The sequence below is a fragment of the Bartonella sp. CB10SXKL genome, from assembly GCF_042195515.1.
Taxonomy (GTDB): domain Bacteria; phylum Pseudomonadota; class Alphaproteobacteria; order Rhizobiales; family Rhizobiaceae; genus Bartonella.
In genome coordinates, this window is record NZ_JBHION010000001.1 from 299,000 (window position 1) to 322,974 (window position 23,975).

At 38.6% G+C, this 23,975-nt stretch carries 21 protein-coding genes; 13 read left to right on the forward strand and 8 right to left on the reverse strand.

The features are described 5' to 3' along the window. Positions 1–28: 28 nt before the first annotated feature. Together ACFIK3_RS01100 and ACFIK3_RS01105 are read left to right on the forward strand one after the other, a co-directional pair. Positions 29–1,393, forward strand: a complete 1,365-nt coding sequence (locus ACFIK3_RS01100; RefSeq protein WP_273790072.1) for an RsmB/NOP family class I SAM-dependent RNA methyltransferase — start codon at positions 29–31, stop codon at positions 1,391–1,393. A 64-nt stretch (positions 1,394–1,457) separates the two neighbouring features. Then, on the forward strand, positions 1,458–3,203 hold the full coding sequence (locus tag ACFIK3_RS01105; RefSeq protein ID WP_375676138.1) for a heparinase II/III family protein: 1,746 nt from the start codon (positions 1,458–1,460) through the stop codon (positions 3,201–3,203). Positions 3,204–4,117: 914 nt separating this feature from the next. Here ACFIK3_RS01105 and ACFIK3_RS01110 read toward each other — a convergent pair. From ACFIK3_RS01110 to ACFIK3_RS01120, 3 genes are all read right to left on the reverse strand, one after another. Then, positions 4,118–4,270: a DUF1127 domain-containing protein gene (locus tag ACFIK3_RS01110; protein WP_273790070.1), complete on the reverse strand. Its 153-nt coding sequence runs from the start codon at positions 4,268–4,270 to the stop codon at positions 4,118–4,120. Positions 4,271–4,619: 349 nt separating this feature from the next. Then, a complete protein-coding gene (gene purH, locus ACFIK3_RS01115) occupies positions 4,620–6,239 on the reverse strand; it encodes a bifunctional phosphoribosylaminoimidazolecarboxamide formyltransferase/IMP cyclohydrolase (RefSeq protein WP_375676139.1) in 1,620 nt (539 codons plus the stop codon). Between the two features lie 719 nt (positions 6,240–6,958). Further along, a complete protein-coding gene (locus ACFIK3_RS01120; protein WP_375654306.1) occupies positions 6,959–7,741 on the reverse strand; it encodes an SURF1 family protein in 783 nt (260 codons plus the stop codon). Positions 7,742–8,038: 297 nt separating this feature from the next. Between ACFIK3_RS01120 and rpmB the strand changes: the two genes are divergently transcribed. The 3 genes from rpmB to ACFIK3_RS01135 all read left to right on the forward strand — a co-directional run bounded on the left by rpmB (position 8,039) and on the right by ACFIK3_RS01135 (position 10,498). Then, positions 8,039–8,356 carry a 50S ribosomal protein L28 gene (gene rpmB / locus ACFIK3_RS01125; RefSeq protein WP_273787609.1) on the forward strand — a complete coding sequence of 106 codons (318 nt, stop codon included), beginning with the start codon at positions 8,039–8,041 and terminating at the stop codon, positions 8,354–8,356. Between the two features lie 119 nt (positions 8,357–8,475). Continuing rightward, on the forward strand, positions 8,476–9,159 hold the full coding sequence (locus ACFIK3_RS01130) for a VUT family protein (RefSeq protein WP_375637337.1): 684 nt from the start codon (positions 8,476–8,478) through the stop codon (positions 9,157–9,159). Positions 9,160–10,303: 1,144 nt separating this feature from the next. Then, entirely contained in the window at positions 10,304–10,498 is a 195-nt protein-coding gene (locus tag ACFIK3_RS01135; protein WP_375658048.1) for a HaeIII family restriction endonuclease, read from the forward strand. Positions 10,499–10,546: 48 nt separating this feature from the next. Here ACFIK3_RS01135 and cobT read toward each other — a convergent pair whose 3' ends face one another. From cobT to ACFIK3_RS01150, 3 genes are all read right to left on the reverse strand, one after another. Beyond that, the gene (cobT, locus tag ACFIK3_RS01140; RefSeq protein ID WP_375637339.1) at positions 10,547–12,442 is read right to left on the reverse strand and encodes a cobaltochelatase subunit CobT; all 1,896 of its coding nucleotides are present in this window, start codon (positions 12,440–12,442) and stop codon (positions 10,547–10,549) included. Positions 12,443–12,456: 14 nt separating this feature from the next. Beyond that, positions 12,457–13,437: a cobaltochelatase subunit CobS gene (gene cobS, locus ACFIK3_RS01145; protein ID WP_273790065.1), complete on the reverse strand. Its 981-nt coding sequence runs from the start codon at positions 13,435–13,437 to the stop codon at positions 12,457–12,459. Positions 13,438–13,638: 201 nt separating this feature from the next. Then, complete coding sequence (locus tag ACFIK3_RS01150) at positions 13,639–14,259, reverse strand: J domain-containing protein (protein ID WP_273790064.1); 621 nt, start codon at positions 14,257–14,259, stop codon at positions 13,639–13,641. A gap of 124 nt (positions 14,260–14,383) precedes the next feature. Between ACFIK3_RS01150 and ACFIK3_RS01155 the strand changes: the two genes are divergently transcribed. Next, positions 14,384–14,656: a BolA family protein gene (locus tag ACFIK3_RS01155; RefSeq protein WP_375622119.1), complete on the forward strand. Its 273-nt coding sequence runs from the start codon at positions 14,384–14,386 to the stop codon at positions 14,654–14,656. Positions 14,657–14,674: 18 nt separating this feature from the next. Here the strand turns inward: ACFIK3_RS01155 and ACFIK3_RS01160 are convergent, their stop codons facing one another. Then, positions 14,675–15,643 (reverse strand): tyrosine recombinase XerC, encoded by a 969-nt coding sequence (locus tag ACFIK3_RS01160; protein ID WP_273790062.1) that lies wholly within the window; start codon positions 15,641–15,643, stop codon positions 14,675–14,677. A gap of 3 nt (positions 15,644–15,646) precedes the next feature. Beyond that, on the reverse strand, positions 15,647–16,468 hold the full coding sequence (locus ACFIK3_RS01165) for a SapC family protein (RefSeq protein WP_375630713.1): 822 nt from the start codon (positions 16,466–16,468) through the stop codon (positions 15,647–15,649). Between the two features lie 131 nt (positions 16,469–16,599). On the opposite strand from ACFIK3_RS01165, the gene rimM reads away from it, so the two are divergent. The 7 genes from rimM (at position 16,600) to ACFIK3_RS01200 (ending at position 22,716) form a co-directional block, all read left to right on the forward strand. Continuing rightward, a complete protein-coding gene (gene rimM, locus ACFIK3_RS01170; RefSeq protein WP_375658007.1) occupies positions 16,600–17,157 on the forward strand; it encodes a ribosome maturation factor RimM in 558 nt (185 codons plus the stop codon). 283 nt (positions 17,158–17,440) lie between these two features. Continuing rightward, complete coding sequence (gene trmD / locus ACFIK3_RS01175; RefSeq protein WP_273790059.1) at positions 17,441–18,139, forward strand: tRNA (guanosine(37)-N1)-methyltransferase TrmD; 699 nt, start codon at positions 17,441–17,443, stop codon at positions 18,137–18,139. Positions 18,140–18,348: 209 nt separating this feature from the next. Beyond that, positions 18,349–18,789 (forward strand): 50S ribosomal protein L19, encoded by a 441-nt coding sequence (gene rplS, locus ACFIK3_RS01180; protein WP_273790058.1) that lies wholly within the window; start codon positions 18,349–18,351, stop codon positions 18,787–18,789. Between the two features lie 475 nt (positions 18,790–19,264). Next, positions 19,265–19,666 (forward strand): succinate dehydrogenase, cytochrome b556 subunit, encoded by a 402-nt coding sequence (gene sdhC / locus ACFIK3_RS01185; RefSeq protein WP_254492571.1) that lies wholly within the window; start codon positions 19,265–19,267, stop codon positions 19,664–19,666. Between the two features lie 18 nt (positions 19,667–19,684). Next, positions 19,685–20,071, forward strand: coding sequence for a succinate dehydrogenase, hydrophobic membrane anchor protein (gene sdhD, locus ACFIK3_RS01190; protein WP_273790057.1), 387 nt, complete (start codon positions 19,685–19,687; stop codon positions 20,069–20,071). 6 nt (positions 20,072–20,077) lie between these two features. Then, positions 20,078–21,922 (forward strand): succinate dehydrogenase flavoprotein subunit, encoded by a 1,845-nt coding sequence (sdhA, locus tag ACFIK3_RS01195; RefSeq protein ID WP_375676140.1) that lies wholly within the window; start codon positions 20,078–20,080, stop codon positions 21,920–21,922. Between the two features lie 14 nt (positions 21,923–21,936). Next, on the forward strand, positions 21,937–22,716 hold the full coding sequence (locus tag ACFIK3_RS01200) for a succinate dehydrogenase iron-sulfur subunit (protein WP_375676141.1): 780 nt from the start codon (positions 21,937–21,939) through the stop codon (positions 22,714–22,716). The last annotated feature ends 1,259 nt before the right edge of the window (positions 22,717–23,975 follow it).

Here is a 23,975-nt window from a genome sequence, read left to right on the forward strand (position 1 = left end):
GAGAAAACTGTGATATAAAGGTGGTGGTTTGAAACACAAAAAAGCGGGGCATGTGTCTGAAAAAAATGTTCCAGGATTAGCTGTTCGACAGGTGTGTGTGCGTCTTTTGGGGGCGGTAGTTGATAAGTACACGCCTCTGTCTGGTTTGACGGATAATGAACACGGACATCCACAATATTTGAAGCTTTCACAACGAGATCGTTTGTTATGTCGGGCTATTTTAACAGCTTCATTGCGTCATCGAGGGCAGATTATGGCGGCTCTCTCACGCTTTTTGGCGCGTCCTTTGCCTTCACAAGCACTTTCACTTCAGCATCTTTTGCATATCAGTGTTGCACAAATTCTTTATCTTGATATTCCCGATCATGCGGCTATTGATTTAGCTGTGCGTGTGGCGAAACTTGATCCTCGAATGCGCCGTTTTTCAGGGGTGGTGAATGCTCTTTTGCGCAATGTTGCACGTGAGGCAGAGCCTTTACGTCAACAAGTTCCTACCATTGAAGGTGTGCCAGCGTGGTTTGGACAGCTTTTAATATCAGCTTATGGAACAGAAAAGGCACATCAGATTATCGCAATTCAAAGTGTGGAACCTCCTTTCGATTTGACAGTGAAATCTGATAGTGGTGGATGGGCTGAAAGGCTTGGCGGTGTGGTATTGCCCAATGGTTCTGTTCGATTGAAGCGTCTGGAGTGTTCTGTTTCTGATTTACCAGGCTATCGTGAAGGGTCTTGGTGGGTCCAAGATTTTGCAGCAGCTTTGCCTGCTTGTTTACTTGGGAGTATTGAGGGTAAACGCGTTGCTGATCTTTGTGCGAGCCCTGGGGGAAAAACAGCACAATTGGCTTTGCAAGGGGCAGAGGTGACAGCAATTGAGCTTTCTGCTAACCGCGTAAAGCGTTTAAAAGAAAATATGGAACGGCTTCATTTTTCAGTTCACATTTGGCAGGGCGATGTGAGAAATTTCTATCCCACACAGCTTTTTGATGCAGTTCTTCTTGATGCTCCTTGTTCTTCTACAGGAACAATCCGTCGTCATCCGGATATTTTATGGACGAAATCGAGGGAAGATATCGTCAAGTTAGTGGCGTTGCAATATGATTTGCTTGTCGCAGCAATTTCTTTGGTAAAGGAGGGGGGACGGATTGTTTTTTCCAATTGTTCATTGGCAAGAGAAGAAGGTGAAGATCTTATTGAAAAAATTTTATCGACACGCAATGACATTGTTTTAGACCCTATTTATCCAGAGGAAATGGGAGCACTGGAACATTTGCTTTGTGGGGGGATGTTACGGACAACGCCTGCGGATTTTTGTCATAAAAATTTTGATGCTGAGAAAACCGTATTTTTAGGAATGGATGGTTTTTTTGCTGCGCGCTTACGAAAAATTGCTTAATTAACGCTTCATTTACAAAAATGGTCGAAATTGTATTTGATTCAGCATAAATGGAGATAAAATTTTGGCGGTTGCGGTAAAAGCTCCTCAGGTAAAAGTGGCAGCCTGTATCGATACGATACAGAATGTTATGCGGCGTTTATGGGTTGGACCATTGTTTCGTTGGCGGTTTTCAGGGTTTCGTCCTCATAAAATTTTAGCGCATCCCATGGATTTGCATGTAGCTGATCCGATGATGGCGCATGAATTTTATCATGGTCGTTTTGCTTTTGCTGGTCACATTGTTCATTCTGGTGCTGTTTCTCCGTTTTCATTGGTTCCACCAACGCTAGAATGGGAAGCGGCTCTACATGATTTTCATTGGTTGCGCCATATGGAGGCAGCAGGAAGTGATTTAGCTTCTGCACATGCACGCTCTCTTTTAGAAGACTGGTTTGACCATGCTGGTAAGAAGGTAAAAGGGCTTGCTTGGAGTGATCCTGTTGTGGCGCGGCGCTTGATTTCATGGATTTGTCATTCGAAAATGTTGTTAGAAGGGGCAAGTGAACGGTTTGAAAAACGCTTTTTACGTGCACTTGGTTTGCAATTTCGTTATTTGCGCGTAACAATTTGTAGTATGGAGCACAATGATCAACGTTTACAAGCAGCAGTGGCTTTGACATTCGCATCTCTTGCTTTGCCTGTTTCTGCGGCAGTGAAAAAAAAGGTACAAACCACACTTATAGAGGAGCTTTCCCGTCAAATCCTAGTTGATGGTGGGCATATTTCCCGTAGTCCTGTTATTTTGCTGAATTTGTTATCGGATTTATTGTCGTTACGGCATCTTTTTATGCGTAGCAATGAAACAGCACCCCGTATTTTGATTGATTCTGTTGAGCGTATGTTGCCAGCTTTACGATTCTTTATCCATGAGGATCAAACGTTGGCCCATTTTAATGGGGTTGGTCCCCTTGTATCGGAACGGTTATCATCACTTTTGGAGCTTGATGAAACAGGAGGCCATCCTTTTAGTTATGCCCGTTATTCAGGATTTCACCGCTTAAAAGCCAATCAAACAACAGTGCTTGCAGATACAGGAAAGTTTCCACCCCGCTCTGTAGCACAGCAGGCTTGTTCGGGGTGTTTGTCTTTTGAAATGTCTTCACAAGGGCACCGTTTTATTATCAATACCGGTGTTAATCCTGATGGGAGGGAAGATTATCGACATTTAGGGCGTGTTACTGCAGCACATTCAACAGCTACGCTTAATGATTGTTCAGTGGGTGCTTTTTATCATAAAAAGAAAAATGGTGCGCCATTTTTGTTTGATGGACCAACAGATGTTCAAGTGTGCCGTATAGAGGATTCAGAGAAGACGGGTTTTATTGCGAGTCATAATGGTTATATGCGACCCTTTAATCTTATTCATGAGCGTGGTCTTATTTTGGCGACAAATGGAGATATGATTGAGGGTTTTGATCGCTTTTTTATGCCCAATAAAGGGGGAAAGAGACACAAGAGTGTGCAAAATGAAAAAAATCATGTTGCTGTTCGGTTTCATCTTCATCCACAAGTTGAAGTTAACTATGATGGCGAACGTGTGTGTTTAGCCGTAAAGAATGAGAACGTGAAGAGCGAACAAGTATGGTATTTTATATCGCCTGACGCAGATATTTGTCTTGAAGATTCGATTGATTTTGCAGAATTAACAGGTCCACAACGGACACAACAGATTGTTCTATATTTTCGTCCAGCATTTCAGGAAAAAGTTCGTTGGCGTTTTATCCGTAAAGCGTTTGATAAAAAATTAGAACATTATTCCAACCCATAGTATATTGCGTTTTATCTTGCGTGTCGCAAAACATTATCGTTTATTGTGGTAATATTCTCAAAATTTGAAGATCATATCAATTTTATACATGAAGAGTTTTGTTAGAGTATGGGTTGGATGTTTTTAGGCAAGGTTTGCTCATAGAATCTCATGAGGTGATGCTAAAAGGGATTGGCTCCAGAAAAAAAGTTTTTGGAAAGACCATTGTTGACAGATGAGTACTGGTTAAGGATCTTCATTCTTTAAAGATATGGAGAGAAAATTAAGCCGTTGCTTATCTTCGATAAGTTTTTAAGTGTGCTGTTGGGATCAATATTTATCTCTGAGAGAGTTGCATTAATAGGGCTACACTCCTCACGAAAAACAGAGCGCTATTGTATTGTATATTTACGGACTTATTTTAAAGAAAAATCCCTTAACGCTTCCAAGCTTATTTTGCGACGATGCCCGTGATGGGTATAACGGTAAATCCATTAAGCACCCCCCATCTTTACGCTTATGAAGGAGCAGTTCGGCACTATCACACCATTTATCAGTGCCCAATGTTTGTAACAGTTCTTGGCACTAGAGATGGTTCATAAGAGGCATTTTTAGCCTTTTCTTAATAGTTTTTATCCATACAGCTCTCCCCGCTTGTAACGTGCAGGCGAATGGTTTTGGTTGATTCAACATACATAGATTTGAAATGGAAGAATCTCACGGTATTCGGAGTTCTAATTCAATATGAATAACGCTAAATTATCATTATAAATCAAAAGTTGTATATCACAGAAACACTGAAAATTTGAGAAACAATACACAGCAATGGCTGAGAAAAACAACTCTTCTGCTCTTAAAAATGAAGGCGTAATAACAAATCACAAAATGCACGCTTTTTCAGAGCAAAGCATTCTCTCAAATATCTCAAACAACTTTCATAAAGATTTACGCGAATAACGTCGTGCAATTGAATCAATATCACCTCGACAAATTCCAAGATCGCTGAGTTCATATGTTGAAAGACGACTTAACGCATTAACGGTTCGACGATAACGGCGCCAATTACTATAAAAACGTAGAATATTCATATCCTCTACTCAAACTTTTCATTACACTCTTTAGTTTAAGGATAGAGCATATTACTAAAAAGAGTTGTGTTATAATATCATAACAGGTATGCATCTACATACAAGATAACATCCCTTTAACATTTTCCTCATGTGAAAGGGCAACCATTAAAAATATCAACAAGAACAATATTCTTTCCCTAAACAATGGCTAAATTATGTGCATTTTCTCCGGTGATAAACTTCTTCACGTGTAGATTCTTTGGATTGAATAACTGCTTCCATTTCAATAGTTATCAATAGTTATACGATGATTATGAAAAATTCCTTGAAACATTTGTCTCATACGAAGAGGGAATCAGCAAAATTATTAATGGCGGAAGTGTCGTGTTCCTGTAAAAACCATTGCTAAACCCTGTGCATCAGCAGCGGCGATAACTTCTTCATCACGCATGGAGCCTCCTGGTTGAATAATTGCTGTTGCCCCTGCTTCAGCTGCTGCTAATAAACCATCTGCAAAAGGAAAAAATGCATCTGATGCAACAACAGATCCTTTTGTAAGGGTTTCTGTTAAGCCTGCTCTTTGCGCACTTTCTGCGGCTTTACTTGCAGCAATTTTTGCTGAATCGATGCGGCTCATTTGTCCGGCTCCAATTCCAACTGTTGCGCTATTTTTCGCGTACACAATAGCATTTGATTTAACGTGTTTTGCTACACGAAAAGCAAATTGAAGATCACGCATTTCATCTTGAGTTGGTGCCCGCTTTGTCACTACTTGCAATTTAAGATCATCCACCACCACGTTATCACGTGATTGCACTAAAATGCCTCCTGCAAGTGTTTTCGCAAGAAGTCCTCCACAGCGTGGATCAGGAACTCCACCTGTAATGAGCAAACGAAGATTTTTTTTCTTGGCAATAATTTCACGTGCCGCCATTGTGGCATCAGGAGCAATAATCACTTCTGTGAAAATTTTAACAATTTCTTCAGCACATTCTTCATCAAGGGTTTGATTTAAAGCAACAATTCCACCAAATGCCGATACATTATCACACATAAGAGCTTTCAAATAAGCGTCTTTCAAATTTTCTCCTTCCGCAACACCACAAGGATTGGCATGTTTAATAAGAGCGACAGCAGCGGTTTTTTGCGGATCAAATTCTGCCACAAGCTCAAAGGCTGCATCTGTATCATTCAGATTGTTATAAGAAAGCGCTTTGCCTTGTAAAAGTTTTGCTGTTGCAATACCAAAACGTTTTTCATTATTGCGATAAAATGCTGCCTGTTGATGTGGATTTTCCCCATAGCGCATAACACTTTCAAGATGACCGGAAAAACTCTGCCATGATGGAATTTCAATTTTTAAATCCCGTGCAAACCACGATGCTATTGCCGTATCATAAGCAGCGGTGTGTGCATAAGCGCGCATTGCTAGCTGATGACGCATAGATAAGCTTAAACATCCATTATGCTGCTTTAATTCAGCTAGAATCGAATCATAATCTTTTATCGCTGTTACAACACCGGTATAAGCATAATTTTTTGCCGCGGCGCGAATCATCGCCGGTCCACCGATATCAATATTTTCAAGAATCGTTTGCCCATCGGCTCCCGATAGGATCGTCTCTTCAAAAGGGTAAAGATTCACCACCAAAAGATCAATTCCATGAATGCTGTTCTTTTCCATAGCTTTCCTATGGCTAGGATCTTCTCTTACCCCTAACAAAGCACCATGAATCAAAGGATGAAGTGTTTTTACACGCCCATCCATTATTTCAGGAAATCCGGTAACTTCAGCAACATCTTTTACGGGTAAACCAGCTGCTATGAGGGTTTTTGCTGTTCCTCCTGTTGAAATTAATTCAACATTGTAAGTAGCATGAAGGGCTTGTGCAAAAGCAACCACACCCGTTTTATCAGACACAGAAAAGAGAACACGACGAACCCGATGAAGATCAGGTATGGGAAAATTTTTGGCAACAACACCCATAACAGAAGCCTTAAAAATGAAAGAGTTAAAATTCTAGTAAAACACGCTTATACGTTTATAGCATAAGCCTTTAGCAAAATACACTGAAAGGATAAACTGTCTTTTTAGAATATAGGATGCTCACCTTTTTCTATTATCCTGTAAAAACCTCTCATTTGAGGTGTGGTGATAGGTATAAAAGTCGCGTTGAGAAATTAAATGTTTTTTTTGTTGCTTATAACTCAACATCTCATCTTCATAGCAGTTGTGAAACAAAAAATGCTTCCGTATATTCTCTGCTATATTAGCTTTTATACTAGATGAAGGCGAAAGTATTGCGTATATCAATTGGAATAATCTCTGAAATGGGAAACAATCTAATGAAGCAAGAATATAAAATTATAAAGGCAAAAATGAGTGCCTATCTTTCCTATCATTTTTAAATTTGGCTTTATGTTTTTCAAAAGCGTTTATGACAATGTTTTTTAAGAGTGAATTTTTTATAGAGTGGAGATAATGCATTGCTTTAAATTTTTGTGCATTACATTTTTAATGAATAAACCCTCGTTTTATGATGATTTTTTAAAGAGTGTCGCGTAAATCTTTTGTGGATGGTATAAAGATCCATTGTATGCCTATGACCTTTATTTAACAAAGGTGAAAGTTGGTAGATTTTATTCTCTTTATCAGTTTTCAAGATTCTAAAAATTTTTGTTACTTGAGATGGAAGAGGTATTTTTTTAGTTTTTTTGCCGTAGCAGAAAAAGAAAACCTCCTAACACACCAGCAGCTAAAATAAACCACGTGATTGCATAAACGAGATGATTATTTCGAAAATGAATAATCGTAAGACCAACGACGGGAAGATTTGCTTGTGGAGATGTTTTTCTGGCATCAATGAAATAAGGGGCAACAGTGGACAAACCAAGTTTTTGTGCCATAGCGGGGAGATCGCGCGTATACCATAAATTTTTGTCAGGATTATTTTTACGCGGGAAAAATCCATTTTTTTCACTCATGCGTAATAAACCTATAATCATTGTTTGTTCTGTGTCCGTGGTAGAATTTTGCTGAGATGAGGCATTTGTATGCGATTTCTCTGAGTTTTGAAAATTATTACGTTCATCCATGGGGATAAAGCCACGGTTGATAAAGATCAGTGTATTATCAGCAGTTTGTAAAGGAGTCAAAACCCAATAGCCTGTAGTATTTTGAGCGGCAGCAGTGACTAAGATATTTTTATCTGTTAAAAATTTTCCTGTGATAACAACAGGTTGATATTCATATTTTTCAAAAGTAACATCTGACCATTGATTTTTTTTGGGGGCTTTTATGGGGGGTAAATGAATGCGCTGATTAGCACTGGTGATAAGATTTGTTTTCCAGTTTAACCGTTGTACTTGCCATATACCTAATGCACTGAAGAGAAGAAAAAAACAAATACATAAAGTTCCAAATAAAAAAGAAGAAAAACGGCAAGAATTTCCCTGAAGCTTTGTCATGGGGGGCTCTTTTTTGCTCATGATTTATGCTTCCTTTCGGGACAATAGGCTTTTATTCTAACATGGTATATATTTAAAAAAAACATTTTGTACGCTTTTTGGCGGAATTTGCACGTCTTATTGAGGAAAAAGATGAAAAATGAGCCAACAAGAGATGAAAAAGGTTTTATAAAAGACTTGACCTTTTGTTGTCGACCCCCTATTAGAAAGAAACTTCCCAATGATGCCCGTTCAAGGTTGCATTGCGCGTGTTTTGCGTTCATTGTGTCCTTTGGGTATGGGGATTTGAAAGTTTCTTAGAGTTTAAGGGTGAAGTTTATGTCTCGTGCATGTGAATTGACAGGGAAAACGGTTCTGTATGGTAATAATGTTAGCCATGCAAATAATAAGACTCGGCGTCGTTTTTTACCAAATCTTTGCAATGTGACATTGATTTCAGAGGTGTTACAGCAAAGTTATCGCTTGCGTATTTCAGCAAGTGCATTGCGTTCTGTTGAGCATCGTGGTGGCCTTGATGGTTTTTTAGTTAAAGCAGATGATAAAGAGTTGTCGCAACGTGCGCGTTTGCTAAAACGCCAAATCATTAAGAAAAAAGCTGAGCAAGAAGGTGAGCAAAAGGCTGAACAAGCAGCGTAATTGTTAGCGCTATTCTTTTTGGTTTATTAACGCTTTGATTTCGGTTTTCTGTTCTAGAAGTTAAGTTTTTTGCAGGTTGATCGTTTCATTTTATTGGTTCCATATCCCAGGTTAAAAAAATGTCTTCAAGCGGTCCTTTATTAGAACAGCAAAAGAAAAGGTATGTTGTTTTTTCTATTTTTGCAATGTGCCTTGCTGTTACGGCTTCTAATATTTTGGTTCAATATCCTGTCTATTGGTTTGATTTAAATGAGCTGTTGACTTATGGGGCTTTTACCTATCCATTTGCTTTTCTGATCAATGATTTAACCAATCGTTTTTATGGTCCATCTGCGGCGCGGCGTGTGGTTTATGCTGGTTTTTTTGCGGGGGTCTTTGTTTCTTGGATATTGGCGACACCACGGCTTGCCCTTGCTTCTAGTTTTGCATTTTTATTTGGGCAACTCCTTGATATTGTTGTTTTTACTCCTTTACGACGTAAAACATGGTGGAAAGCACCTTTAGCAGCAGCGTTGGTTGGTTCAGCTTTGGATACAGTGCTGTTTTTTGCTCTTGCTTTTTCTAGCTCGTTTTCTGTTCTTGATAAGATAACAGGGTATGCTGATAGTTCACTGGTGGAGAGTACTGTTTTGGGAGGGATAGGCATGCCAGTTTGGCTATCGCTTGCTTTTGGTGATTTTTCGGTAAAAATTATTATGAGCCTGTTGATGTTGATTCCTTATGGGACAATTCTTAATATTGTAAAGCTTCCTCTTTATCAAAGTCATTCAAAGGATGATTCTTCTTTTGTTTGTCACAAATAATAATTTTTGTCTTTTTTTCATGAAGCCAAGAAAATTGTACGCTATGCTTGGTGTGGCACGTTATTTATAATGGATACTTTATCATTTGCCAACTTAAGTAAGAGCTCCAACACAAAACGCGTTTTTTATTTCAAAATTCTCTTGTGAGGAAAAGATAAAGTCATTTGTTTGAGAAGGGGCTAATATACTTTTTACAAATGATTAAATGTGACAGAAATTGCAACTGATGTTTATTAATAGATTGATTTAAAATGATAACTTATATTTTTCATTTGAGTGAAAGAGCTCAATATCATAAAATTTTACGCGTTTTAAATACTCTTATATTGAGTTAATAAAAATCATTTGCTTGCCTATGTTATAAGAGGAATTGGCGTGCGGACAACGTCATTTGAGAAAGCAATACTCTTATGAAGAGCTTTAATGTAATAGAAGTGCAATATTAGGCGCTGGAAGTATATTGATTTATCTTAAAAACATTGGAAGCTTGAAAGTAGGATTTTGCTTTTGGCTTGTAGCTTGTAAAGTAAAGGATGATTCTGGATTTTGCATTATGCCATATATGGGCGCTGTCGTGAAATAAGCTTGGAAGCAAGGAAGAATGTTTCTTTAAAGTAGGAGTGCGGATAAGATATATAATGGTGTGTTCTTTTTCGTGAATGAAGTAATATTCTTTTTTTCGTGTTTTTCTTATATTTTATGTGAGTAAAGATTTTTTCTTTTATCTAGGAGATGGGAGCTTATGTTGATAGATCACCCGTGGTGAGTACTGTTTTGGGAAGGTTAGGGAACAGGTTGGCTTTCGCTTGCTTTAGCGATTTTTGCCGAAAAATTGCTATGAATCCATTTATGCCGATTCTTTTATAAAATAATTCTTAGTGTTTAAAATATCCTCTTTGGATGATTCTTTTTTTGCGTATAATAAATACAACTTTTATCTTTTTGTGTTACTGAAGGTGAAAGTCTATGCATTATATTTTCTGTGAGAGCAGCACTTTAGAGCTATGTCTAGTGGAGATATTTTTCTATATACGTGTATTTCAATATTTAAATATAATGAAATAACACAAGATCGAGACAAAAACGGGTAATTATTCAGTCTTTTAATTTGAATGGCACTCTGGGATATGGACGTAAATGAAAAATTCCAAGAAAAGTTTTATCAGTTGCACTAAAACCAGAAAGTAAAAACAAACTCATTATAATTTTTGAAGATGGTTGGAGCATTTCTTTTAGAATTTATAATGCATCCAGTAAAGTAGAAGTTTCTTTAAAGTTCGCTATTCAATTTGTGGGATTATCTTCTCAGGTTGTTAGTCATCAAATTCCGATGGTTTAATGATAGAGATAATGTTTTAAATGTAATCGTTGCTGATTTAAGGCAGGTTTATTTCTTATGAAAATGAGTCCTTTTATCACTAAAAAGTATTTCTAATTGTTTTGTTATGGCGTCGGCGAGTTCTTCAGCATTCATAATTGTTACAGCACGTTGATAATAACGTGTGACGTCATGACCAATTCCAATGGCAATGAGTTCGATGGGGGAGTGTGTTTGGATTTCTTGAATCACTGCGCGTAAGTGTTTTTCTAAATAATTGCTGGCGTTGACCGATAGTGTCGAATCGTCAACAGGAGCGCCATCAGAAATGACCATGAGGATGCGACGTTGTTCACGCCGTGATAAAAGGCGTTGATGAGCCCAAATCAAAGCTTCTCCGTCGATATTTTCTTTTAATAATCCTTCTTGCATCATCAAACCTAAATTGCGTCGTGCGCGACGCCATGGGGTATCAGCACTTTTATAGATGATATGGCATAAATCATTGAGGCGTCCAGGATTATGGAGTTTGTTTTGGGTAAGCCATTGTTCGCGCGATTTACCCCCTTTCCAAGTTTTGGTGGTAAAACCTAAAATTTCAACTTTGACACCACAACGTTCAAGAGTTTGTGCCAAAATATCAGCACAACTTGCAGCAACGCTAATGGGGCGTCCGCGCATTGAGCCTGAATTATCAATGAGAAGTGAAACAACTGTGTCCCGAAATTGGGTGTTGCTTTCCATTTTAAAAGAAAGGGGTTGCATGGGGTCAATAATTAGACGTGGAAGCCGTGCTGTATCAAGATATCCTTCTTCAAGGTCAAATTTCCAGTTGCGATTTTGTTGCGCCATCAAGCGGCGCTGGAGACGGTTTGCTAAACGTCCAACGATGTTTTGGAGATGATTGATTTGCTTATCAAGATAACGGCGTAAGTGATCTAACTCGTTTTCAGAACAAAAATCTGTTGCTTCCAAAATTTCATCAAATTGACGGGTGAAGATTTTATAATTGCCAAGTCTTTCCATTTGTTCCGAATCAGAAAAAAGGTGTTTGGGTTTGCTCGGCTTTTCTTGCCAAGGTCCATTTTTTTGCTCGCCGTCAGCTTGATCATTGTTGTTTGATTGTGTCGCTTGTGTTTTTCCGTCATCTTGCACATCACTTTCTTGTTCAGTGCTGGTTTGTTCTTCACTTTGAGCGTGTTTTTTGTTTTTACTCTCTTCTTCTCCTTGGTCTTGAGGTTCACACGCATTTTTTAATTTTTTATTGTTTTCACTGTTAGAAGCTTCAGCTTGTTGCACTGTCATTTTGAGTGTAACAAGCATTTGGCGAACAATCTGTGCAAAATCTTGTTGGTTGTAAATATGATGTGGGAGTTCATTGAGTTCTGCTGCTGCTTTTTGTTCGAGTTCTTGACGCCACAGTTCTAAGACAGGACCCGCTTCTCTTGGAGCTGCGCGCTTTGTTATTTTTTCACGCAATAAAAGTGCAATTGCTTCTTGGATGGGGGCTTCACTTTGGTTGCTAATCTTATGATAATGGGCTCTTTTGTATTTATCGGCGAGCATGATATCAAGATTTTTTGCAAGCCCCTCCATGGCTAAAGTACCAATTGCTTCAACACGTGTTTGTTCTAAGGCATCAAAGACAGCACGTGCTTCTGATTCTAGTGGAGAAAATTGCATGTGAATGCGGTTATCATGCCATGCTTTGCGCAGAGCCATGGAATCACCTAATCCGCGGGTAATGGTGATGTCTTTATTCGTTGCGTATTGAGGTAATTCTGGTAAACGCGCGCAACTTTCGCTTAAAGATGGTCGGTTATGACTAAAGGAAACTTCAAGGTTGTTTGTGCCTGCAATTGCACGCATACAGGTGGAAAGTGCTTTTTTAAAAGCTTCAATATTAAGAGTGTTGTTGGAAGAATCTTTTGCCGGATTTTTGTTGTCGCCAATATCGGTAGCCATGAGTGACAGATTCCTTAAGGCGAAACACCATGAATAAGTGATTCGGGAAGCTCTTGTCCAAAGGCGCGTTGATAAAATTCTGCAACAGTGGCACGTTCGAGTTCATCACATTTATTGAGAAAGGTTAATCGGAAGGCAAAGCCGACATCTTGAAAAATCGTTGTATTTTCTGCCCAAGTAATGACGGTACGTGGACTCATGACAGTTGAAAGATCTCCATTGATAAAAGATTGGCGTACCATATCAGCAACATGAACCATTTGTGAAATTATCTTTTTTCCTTCAGTCGTTTGAAAGGATTTGACCTTTGAACAAATGATATTAACCTCTTTATCATGGGGTAAATAATTGAGTATCGTAACAATAGACCAGCGGTCCATTTGAGCTTGATTGATCTGTTGGGTACCATGATAGAGACCAGTTGTATCACCAAGACCAATGGTGTTTGCTGTTGCAAAAAGACGAAAGGCTGGGTGTGGAGAGATGACACGGCTTTGATCAAGTAAGCTTAGTTTTCCAGAGGTTTCAAGAACGCGTTGGATGACAAACATAACATCGGGACGCCCCGCATCATATTCGTCGAAAACAAGAGCAATATTATTTTGATAAGCCCATGGCAAAATGCCTTCTTTAAATTCAGTGATTTGTAAGCCATCTTTTAAAACGATAGCGTCTTTTCCTACAAGATCGATACGACTTACATGACTATCGAGATTAATTCGAAGACAAGGCCAATTGAGACGTGCAGCAATTTGTTCAATATGCGTTGATTTCCCTGTACCGTGATAGCCAGAAACCATTACACGGCGGTTGAAGGTAAAACCTGCGAGAATCGCTAAAGTTGTTTGCTGATCAAAAAGATAATCAGAATCGATATCAGGAACATGGGAACTTTTTGTGCTAAAAGCAGGGACTTTCAGATCTGTTTCAATATGAAATAGATCGCGAGCACAAAGTGTAATATCGGGCAAATTTTCAACGGTAAGATTTGTCATTATGTTTCTGGAAGGGAGAGGATGCTATTTATTCATTAGAAACGATACAAGAGTTAGAGTATTTATGCAATGCTCTATAATGAGAGCCTTAGATATTGAAGAAAGATTTTTTACGTATTCTATAATGTTTTGCAAAAAAAGTAACATTTTGCGCAAATAATGATGGTCTAAATGAAAATAGACTCATATAAGCGCATGTTTTCAGCACAAACCAGACTTTTTTAGCAAATTGTAAGCATGTAAAACATCACGAAAGCGCTCTTCTGAAGCACGATTACCACCATTGGAATCAGGATGGTGCTTTTTTACCAATTCTTTATATTTCATTTTGATGTCTTCTGCTGAAGCGTTTGCCTGTAGTCCCAGTGTATCAAAAGCTTTTGCTTCTAAGGGCTTTAATTTTCGTGAGAATTTATTGCTTGAATGCTGCCCAGTAAAAAGCGTGAAGGGATCGCGCATGCGATTTTGATAGGCAGCTGTTCCAGAGCGAATCTTTGCATAATTAGCGGCTGTTTTTTTCGATGTACCATTGCTCAGATCTGTAGGCCATGTCGGACGATGCCCTGTGAGAGCATCCTTTTGAAATTTTGCGATATCTTTATTGCTAAGACCAGAGAAGTAATTAAAATTTTTATTATAGGCGCGTACGTGTTCAATACAAAAATATAAATATTGTCCTTCGTGATTTCGACCTGCTGGTGCTTTATGGGCCCCTGTTTTTTCACAACCTTCCCACTGACACTGTTGTGCTTCTGGCTCAGCGTTTTGTTTTTTATTTGAGCTTATGCGAATTGAATCGAATAATTTAGATGTTATTGTCATATTATTGGTTTATGCAAAATTGATTAATTTTACAAGAATTGACTTTTGAAAAATTTGTTTTCACACTTATTCTATTATGAAAAAGGTGTATTTTTGCACGTTCATTTTGTTTGAGGAATGAAAAATGTTTATAGAAACAATAATCCAGAGAAAGCTTCAGGATGCTTTTCATCCGCAAAAGCTTGAAGTGATTAACGAAAGTCATCTTCATGAGGGGCATTCTCATAATGAACATGCTTTTGATGGTAAAGGAGAAACACATTTTCGAGTGAAAATTTTATCTTCTTCTTTTTCTAATATGACACGCGTAGAAATACATCGAGCGATTTATAAAGTTTTACAAGAAGAGTTAGCTACTTGTGTTCATGCTTTGGCACTTGAGGTTGAAACACTCTAATTTTTTGATGAGACACTTTTAGGAACGGGGATGGGCCTTTTGATAAATTTTTAACAAATGGTCTGTATCGACATGGGTATAGATTTGTGTGGTGGAAAGACTAGCGTGCCCAAGAAGTTCTTGAATCGTGCGCAAATCTCCCCCACGTGATAAAAGATGGGTGGCAAAAGAATGGCGCAGTGTATGAGGCGTTGCAGTTTCTGGTAAACCAAGGCTTGCTCGTAAGTTGCGTACAGTTTTCTGAATAATGGCGGGCTGTAGGGGACCGCCTCGTGCCCCGCGAAATATGGGTTGGTTATCCACTAAAGGATATGGACAACATTTGAGATAATTTTGTACAGCTTCGGAAACAATTTTGATGAGAGGAACAAGGCGTGTTTTTCCACCTTTTCCTGTTATAAATAAACTTGTTTTTTCAGGATCAGAAAATTGTTCTGGTGTGAGGCTTAAGGCTTCTGATATTCGCATTCCACAGCCATAGAGAAGCATGAGGACAGCCGCATTACGAGCGCTAATCCAAGGTTCATTTTCTAGCTGGTTTTCTTGTTTGACTATGTGAAGTGCTGATTTGATCGCTAAAGGTTTTGGGAGCGATCTTGGGTGTTTGGGGCTTCGGATAAGTTGAGCCGCCGGAACATTGACGATTCCTTCACGTGATAGGTACTTGAAAAAAGAACGGATGCCTGCTACTCCGCGGCTTAAAGAACGAGCACTTACATTGTTTGTACGCCGATAAGCAAGATAAGCACGCAAGTCACTGATGCGTAAATGAGCAAGATCTGTAAGGGTTGGTGTATGACTTAAGTGTTGACAGAGAAAAGACAAAAATTGCCGCGTATCACGTTCATAGGCTTGCACTGTTTGTGCTGACATACGACGTGTTTGGGTAAGACACTCTAACCAATTTTTCCTTGCGTTTAAAATTGCATGGTCTGCTGGAATGAGAGGAATATTTTCATCTTTTCTCTTGTCGTTTTTGATAGGCATTATCTAGTTGAGAGTTTCTTTCTTTTTAGATTTTTCATCGTTAGAATGACCATTCTTGTTTTGGGGTTGCTCTTCACGATTGATAAGTTGCTTTTCACCTTTGAGAGAGAGTATTTTCACAAGATTGTGCGTTGACATCAAATGCGCAAAAATTAATCCTAAAAAGCCATTTTTATGAAGTTTGGCAAGTTGGCTTGCTGATAATTTATTCAATTTTTCTTCATCAACAACCCAAAAATGTTCTAATTGAGCTGAGAGACCTTTATCGTTTTTCACATTGATAGATTTTTGGCTTAGAAGATCCATTTCTACAAGAGCATCAATAAACTCAGAGGTTTTTTCCATAGCGATTTTAAAACTTTCAAGAAAACGAATACGTTCTTCCATAAAAGGAGAAATAGAGCCGTCGGAATTAAAAAGTTCTGTTCCTGCAACTTCATTAAACATACCTGACTGTTGATCAAAGCAAACAGAAAGTTCTTTTTCATTGCTAATTTGTGCCAAAACAAAAGGATAGCGACGGACAAAAGCAGGAACATAAGTATTATTTTTCCAACTTTTATCAGAAGCGATATAGTCATTTTCGTCATTAGAAAGGCCGACAAGAGCTGCGGATGTGTAGTGCCGTTTTTTTTGTTCATCTTCGGCGCACATAAATAAAATAGGATAGTCTAGTGCTGCTTGAAAATATTCAGTACTTGCTAAAGGAACCCAGTGAGTATCCTTGGCAAAAGACATATCACTTGGAGGAGCAAATTTTAGATTTTTATGGGAAACTTTGTTGATTGGCGTGATATCTTTGTAAAATAGCATAATATTTGCCATAAGACTTTCTCCTTTATTAATTTGTTTTTGTTACCAAGAAAGGTCTTTTAGAAGATTGTCTCATATGGCAACAAGATTGAATAGAAAACTATAAGATTGAAGGGTTCATTTTTGAGAGATAATATTTTCGTATGAAGTATAATAAAGAAAAGCTTAAAAATAAAGTCTATCTTGCCATTATTGGTATGCCTCATGGTATAAAAGGAGATGTTTTTGTTAAAATTCTAAGTGCTGAGCCACAGCGTTTTAAGTTTTACAGCACTCTTTATGATGATATGGGGCGTTCTTATGAAATTGTAACTCTTCGCATACAAAAAAATAAGGCGATTGTACGTTTTAAAGGGATAGAAAATCGTAATGCGGCTGAGTCTTTAAAAGGTATTCGCCTTTATGTGACGCGTGATCAATTAATTGATGATTTGATGGAGGATGAGTTTTATCAAGTCGATTTAATAGGCTTGTGTGTCCAAGATTGTGGGGGAAAAATCTTAGGTGAAGTGTGTGGTTTTTTTAATTTCGGGGCTGGTGATTTGCTTGAAATACGTTTGAATACAGGTAAAAGAGTCCTTATTCCCTTTAGTAAGGCGGCGGTACCAGAAGTTTGTATGAATTCTGGTTTTCTTGTTGTTGATCCCATGGCAGCTGGTTTAAGTGATGGGGGAGACAATGATAAAAAGGAAATAGCTTGAATCTAAAAATAAAGATGAAGGAAAAAATAACAGATAAATTTCGTCAATAAAAAGTGGAATGTGTGGAAATATTAAAAATGCACTTTTGAGCAGATATTGTAAGCACTTTATCTCGAAATAGTTCTGAATTTTTAGAGTCTTTTTTAGTGCAAGTATTTAGAAGGATCGTATTGAATAAAGCGCAGATCAAGGAGATTCAATTTAACGCTATAGCGTTAAAAATCTTGTTTGTGCTATTTTTGCTATTAAGAGTCTGTTTAAGAAAATAAGGATGAGAAATAAAATGAAGTTTCAGGCGCGCGTTTTAACCCTTTATCCTGAAATGTTTCCTGGTTTTTTAGGGTATTCTTTAGCAGGGCAAGCTTTAGAGCGCGGAATTTGGTCACTGGAGACGGTGCAGATTAGGGATTTTGCTTTAGACAAACACCATAGCGTTGATGATAAACCTGCTGGTGGGGGGGCGGGTATGGTAATGCGGGCGGATGTATTGGCGGCGGCTCTTGATTGTTGTCCACAGGATTCGCCAAGATTGTTGATGAGTCCACGTGGGCGCCCTTTTGACCAAGCTTACGCGCATAGCTTGGCTCGTGATACGGGTGTAACGTTAGTTTGTGGACGTTTTGAAGGGGTTGATGAGCGAGTCATAGAAGCACGAGAATTAGAAGAAGTTTCTATTGGTGATTATATTCTTTCAGGGGGTGAAACAGCCGCATTGGTTATCTTAGATGCTATTATACGTCTTCTGCCTGGAGTGATGGGGAATGCAGCTTCTGCAAGGTGTGAAAGTTTTGAAAATGGTTTGCTGGAACATCCGCAATATACACGCCCTTCTCTTTTCGAAGGGCGGGGTATTCCGCCTGTATTGCTCTCAGGTCATCACAAAGCGATCGCAGATTGGCGTCAAAGCCAAGCCGAATTGTTAACACGTCAACGTCGCCCTGATCTTTATGCGCGTTATGATAAAAATCATCAGAAAACTTGATTCATATGATAAGGTAGTGTATTGCATGGCTCTCTTTTTAGAGAGTTTTTTATAAAAGGTTTTCTGTAGTTCCAAAATTAAAATGAAGGAATGGTGTATTCGCTCCTGTGTAAGACATAGCCTAAAGAGCTCCTTATTCTTAATAAAGGCTTTTTTGGTAAGAGTTGAGCGCTCTGACTGTTCGATAAAGAACATGAAGGATAAAAGAAATGAATATTATCGCACAACTTGAAGCTGAACAATGTGCAAAAATTGAAGAAAAGCGCCAATTTCCAGCCTTTAAGCCAGGAGATACAGTTCGTGTCATGGTGCGTGTGACGGAGGGTACGCGGACGCGTGTTCAGGCTTATGAAGGTGTTTGTATTGCACGTTCAGGCGGTGGGTTGAATGAGACCTTTACAGTACGCAAGATTTCTTATGGTGAAGGGGTGGAACGGGTGTTTCCTGTTTATTCTCCGTTGATTGAAGGTGTTGAGCTGGTGCGCCGTGGTAAAGTGCGCCGTGCAAAACTCTATTATCTTCGTGGTTTGAGAGGTAAAGCTGCGCGTATCGCTGAAAAGAGAGATTATCGGAAAAAAGCTGAAAAGGTTATTGAGAAAGTAGAAGCAGCATCTGTCAGCACAGATGTTGAAAAGAAAGTTGCTGAGTAAAGATTATATCAGCTAAACTTTATGCAAAAGCGGCTTTTATGCCGCTTATTTGTGTCTTTCGTGATTCGTTTTGCCTTTTAAAAGGCTTGGAGGGGACATAAAAATGTTTAATCTATCAATTTTTTCCTCTTTTTATCCTTAATCATGGGTGCAATTTAAGATACCATTGCATATATCATGGATACTCAAAAGGATAAGTTTAATCTGAAAAAATGCCTGTTTATATTTGAGAAAAGATGTTAGACCTTTGACGTGAAGATAAAATTGTATTAGATTAAAGCAAGTTTTGCGGATCATATCCGTGGAGTAATCGGTTTTTTTATGCGTGACCTTTAATCCGTTATTTGAGACAACCGACCTGTAGTATCGGTATCTTGAGATGCCAAACAAGTGAAAACGAGAGAATATATTTAGTCGTTTTGCGCGAACTTTCTCGTTCATTGCGGTTGCAGTAAAAACCAGGTCAGGATATTTTATGACAGAGACAACTAGGATAAAAGAGCGCCCTCGTTCCCCTCATATAAGTATTTATCGTTGGACAATTACTATGGCTATGTCCATTGCACACCGCATTACGGGTATGGCACTTTATGTTGGAACGGTTTTTCTTGCTGTTTGGTTAATTGCTATTGCGTGCGGGGAGGAGGCATTCAGAACGGTTCACGAGATTTATAGTTCTTGGTTTGGATTGTGTATTTTGTTTCTTTATACTTTGGCAGGGGTTCATCACATGGTTGGTGGTGTTCGCCACATTGTTTGGGATCTGAAACCTTGCCTTTTGGCAAAAGAAAAGGCAACAGTCACTGCTTGGGCGACAGTGTTTATTTCTCTTATTGTTACTTTTGCGATTTGGATTATTGGATATACCGTTGTTTAGCTGGGGGTGAAAAGAGATATGAAAAAAGATTTTCGAACGGAACTTGGAAAAGTACGGGGGCGTGGCAGTGCTCATGAAGGAACAGAGCATTTTTGGCTAGAACGTTTGACAGGGTTTATCAATCTACCACTTTTGATATTTTTTATTGTTCTTATTCTTTCGCTTGTGGGAAAGGACTATAGCATTGTGCGTGCAAGACTTGCACATCCTATTGTTGCTATTTTGATGGGATTGATGACTTTTTCGGTCCTTTATTATATGAAACTTGGTATGCAAGTGGTGATTGAAGATTATATTCCACGTGAAGGTTTCCGGATATTCTTTTTGACGTTAAATATTTTATTTTGTTTTCTCATAGGTGGTATCATTATTTTTTCTCTTTTGAAAATTGCATTAGGGGGTTAAACAAATATGGCGGGTACAGGATCATCTCTGGGCGCTAAAGCAGGTAACGCCCCTTATCGCACTGTAGATCATAAATTTGATGTTGTTGTTGTTGGGGCAGGTGGTGCAGGATTACGTGCAACGCTTGGTATGGCGGAACAAGGATTAAAGACAGCTTGTATTACGAAGGTTTTTCCAACGCGCTCACACACGGTTGCAGCACAAGGGGGAATTGCTGCATCGCTTTCAAATATGGGACCTGATAATTGGCAGTGGCATTTATATGATACCGTGAAAGGTTCTGATTGGTTGGGTGATACCGACGCAATGGAATATTTGGTGCGTAATGCTCCTGCTGCTGTGTATGAATTAGAACATTATGGCGTTCCTTTTTCGCGGACGCAAGAAGGCAAAATTTATCAGCGTCCTTTTGGTGGACATACGACACAATTTGGTGAAGGTCCACCTGTTCAGCGTACTTGCGCAGCCGCTGATCGTACAGGCCACGCCATTTTGCATACGCTTTATGGACAAAGCTTAAAGCATAATGCGCAATTTTTTATTGAATATTTTGCACTCGATCTCATCATGACGGATGGGGTTTGTACGGGGGTTGTGGCATGGAATCTCGATGATGGTACAATACATCGTTTTTCTGCTAAAATGGTTGTTCTTGCAACCGGTGGTTATGGACGCGCTTATTTTTCCGCGACATCGGCGCATACCTGTACGGGTGATGGTGGTGGAATGATCGCACGTGCTGGATTGCCTCTTCAGGATATGGAGTTTGTGCAATTCCATCCGACAGGGATTTACGGTTCTGGCTGCTTAATTACAGAAGGAGCTCGTGGTGAAGGAGGTTATTTAATCAACTCCGAAGGTGAACGCTTTATGGAGCGCTATGCACCTTCCTTTAAGGATTTGGCTTCACGTGATTTGGTTTCGCGTTGTATCACACTTGAAATTCGTGAAGGACGTGGTGTTGGACCTAAGAAGGACCATATTCATTTGGTTCTCAACCATATTGATCCTGCAATCTTGCACGAGCGTTTACCGGGAATTTCGGAATCAGCTCGGATTTTTGCAGGTGTGGATGTAACAAAAGAGCCTATCCCCATCTTGCCAACGGTCCATTATAATATGGGTGGGATTCCTACCAATTACTACGGGGAAGTTCTCAATCCAACGGCTGATTCGCCTGATCGTATTCAACCAGGGCTGATGGCGGTAGGAGAAGCAGGATGTGCTTCTGTTCATGGGGCTAATCGCTTGGGGTCAAATTCATTAATTGATCTTGTGGTGTTTGGTCGTGCTGCTGCCATTCGCGCGGGGGAAGTTATTGATCGGAATGCAGAAATTCCACCCATCAATGAAGAAGCTGTTGACGAAATTATAGCGCGTTTTGATCGTTTACGTTTTGCACAAGGGGCGATACCAACAGCTCTATTGCGTGAAAAAATGCAGCGCACGATGCAAGAAGATGCGGCAGTATTCCGTACAGAAGATTCTTTGCAACAAGGATGTCAGCGGATGAATAAAATCTGGGGGGAATTGTCGGATCTCAAAGTCACAGATCGTTCTCTGATATGGAATTCTGATTTGGTTGAAACATTAGAGCTTGAAAATCTCATGGCGAATGCAATCATGACTGTTCATTCTGCCGAAGCACGTTTAGAAAGCCGTGGCGCTCATGCTCGTGAAGATTATCCAGAGCGTGATGATAAAAACTGGCGTAAACATACGCTTTCACATTTGTCAAAAGAGGGTGAGGTGACATTATCATATCGACCTGTCCATGTGGACCCATTAACATCTGAAGCTGATGGTGGGATCGATTTAAAGCGCATTGCACCTAAAAAACGGGTTTATTAAGGGGAGAATGAAATATGGTACAAATTAAGCTTTCCAAAAACTCTCAAGTAAAACCGGGAAAGGTTTGGCCTAAACCTGAAGGTGCTACAAAGCTGACGGAATTTCACGTGTATCGTTGGTCGCCTGATGATGAGGAAAATCCTCATCTAGATACTTATTATGTGGATCGTTCTGCTTGTGGTCCTATGATTCTTGATGGGCTTTTGTTTATTAAAAACCACATTGATCCAACTTTGACACTTCGTCGATCTTGCCGTGAAGGCATCTGTGGTTCATGTGCGATGAATATTGATGGAACCAATACATTGGCTTGTACCAAAGGTATGGATGATGTAAAACACCCCATTAAAGTCTATCCTTTGCCTTCCATGCCGGTTGTTAAAGATTTGGTTCCTGACTTGAATCGCTTTTATGCGCAACACCGAGTTATTGAGCCTTGGTTACAAACAGTTTCTCCTGAACCTGCAAAAGAATGGTTACAAAGTCACTCCGATCGCCAAAAAATCGATGGTCTTTATGAGTGTATTTTGTGTGCGTGTTGTCAGACTTCATGTCCAAGTTATTGGTGGAACGGTGATCGTTATTTGGGTCCCGCTGTTTTGCTTCAAGCTTATCGCTGGATTGCGGATTCACGTGATGAGATGTGTGGTGAACGTCTTGATAATTTAGAAGACCCTTTCCGCCTTTATCGTTGCCATACGATTATGAATTGTGCGCAAACTTGTCCAAAGGGATTAAATCCAGCGAAAGCGATTGCTGAAATTAAAAAACTCATGGTTGAACGCCGCCTTTGAAAATTTACTGATTGATGAAAATAAAGCGCAAGGTGGAAAATTGTATCTCCTTTTAGCAATTAAATCTCTAAAAGAAGATCGGCTGCTTATGGGGGCGCAGTAGCTATAATCATTCTAAAAGTGAAGTAATCCCTAAAAAGTTAAGCAATTCTTGCAATGGCTGAGCAGAAAACTCATAGTTGAATATTATCTTTGAAAACTGACCTTTTAACGAACAGTAAAAAGAAAAATAGAAAATTGTGCGTGTTTTTTGTGCCTCTTTGAGGCTTAATCTCTAAAAATTTATTGGCTTCTATGAGGCGGTTAGCATAGTTATTATTGCCTTTAAAAAGGCAATAGTCTTTTGGGTAGACTATACTTTAAATAGCGTTCTATGTAAAAACAATAAAATCAATATGTTATGTGTTTTTATTTTTATTAAATTATTATCATAATTTATATTTTGATGCAGATTCAATTAATCATTTTTTATAAAAAATGATAACTCTGTATAAATATAGAACAAAAAATAAATGCTGATACAAACATTAAACGCATGTAAATTATTTAAATGAAATACACAAGAGTGATTATTATGACAGTTCGTCATTTTACGACACATTTATTATAATATCGAAAACATTGCTAATATTCATGGATTAGGAATTTTTGATAAAAGCATTATATATAAAGGTCATATTTTTTATTTTAAAGATTTTATTGTTAATCGCATTAAAAAACAAAATTTATAGTTCTCAAAATGGAGAACGTAAAATCCCTCTCTTTTGTGTAGAGATAATCATACAGTTAAGGGGGCTGTAATTTAAAACTATTGTAACGTCATAGATTTAAATTCATTAAAGAGAAAATAAGACGTTTTTAAAAAATATCAAATTTATAGTTTTTTCCAAAAATTTAGAAAACGCTAGTGAGAATTCTAAGAACACGTGTTGCGAATGTGGAATAGGGATGTTTATAGGTTCGTTTGAGTTGAATGAATTCAATCATCAAAGAAAACATGTTGTGTTTTTATGAGTTTCATAGGTTTTGATTTTATATGTTTTTATCTATAAAAAATAGAGGTTTCTAGGTTTAGGTCTCATTTATTATGTTAGGGGATTTCATTTTTTCTTGTATATATGCTGAAGAAAGTTATTTAAGCAGTAAAAGTGTTTTTTATTTTATTTTTTAGCATAAAAGATATTTCTTAACATGAAAGAGAGGTGTCCAAGTATTAACGGTATAATCGGTCATTGTTTTGATATTTATTCTGTTGTGCT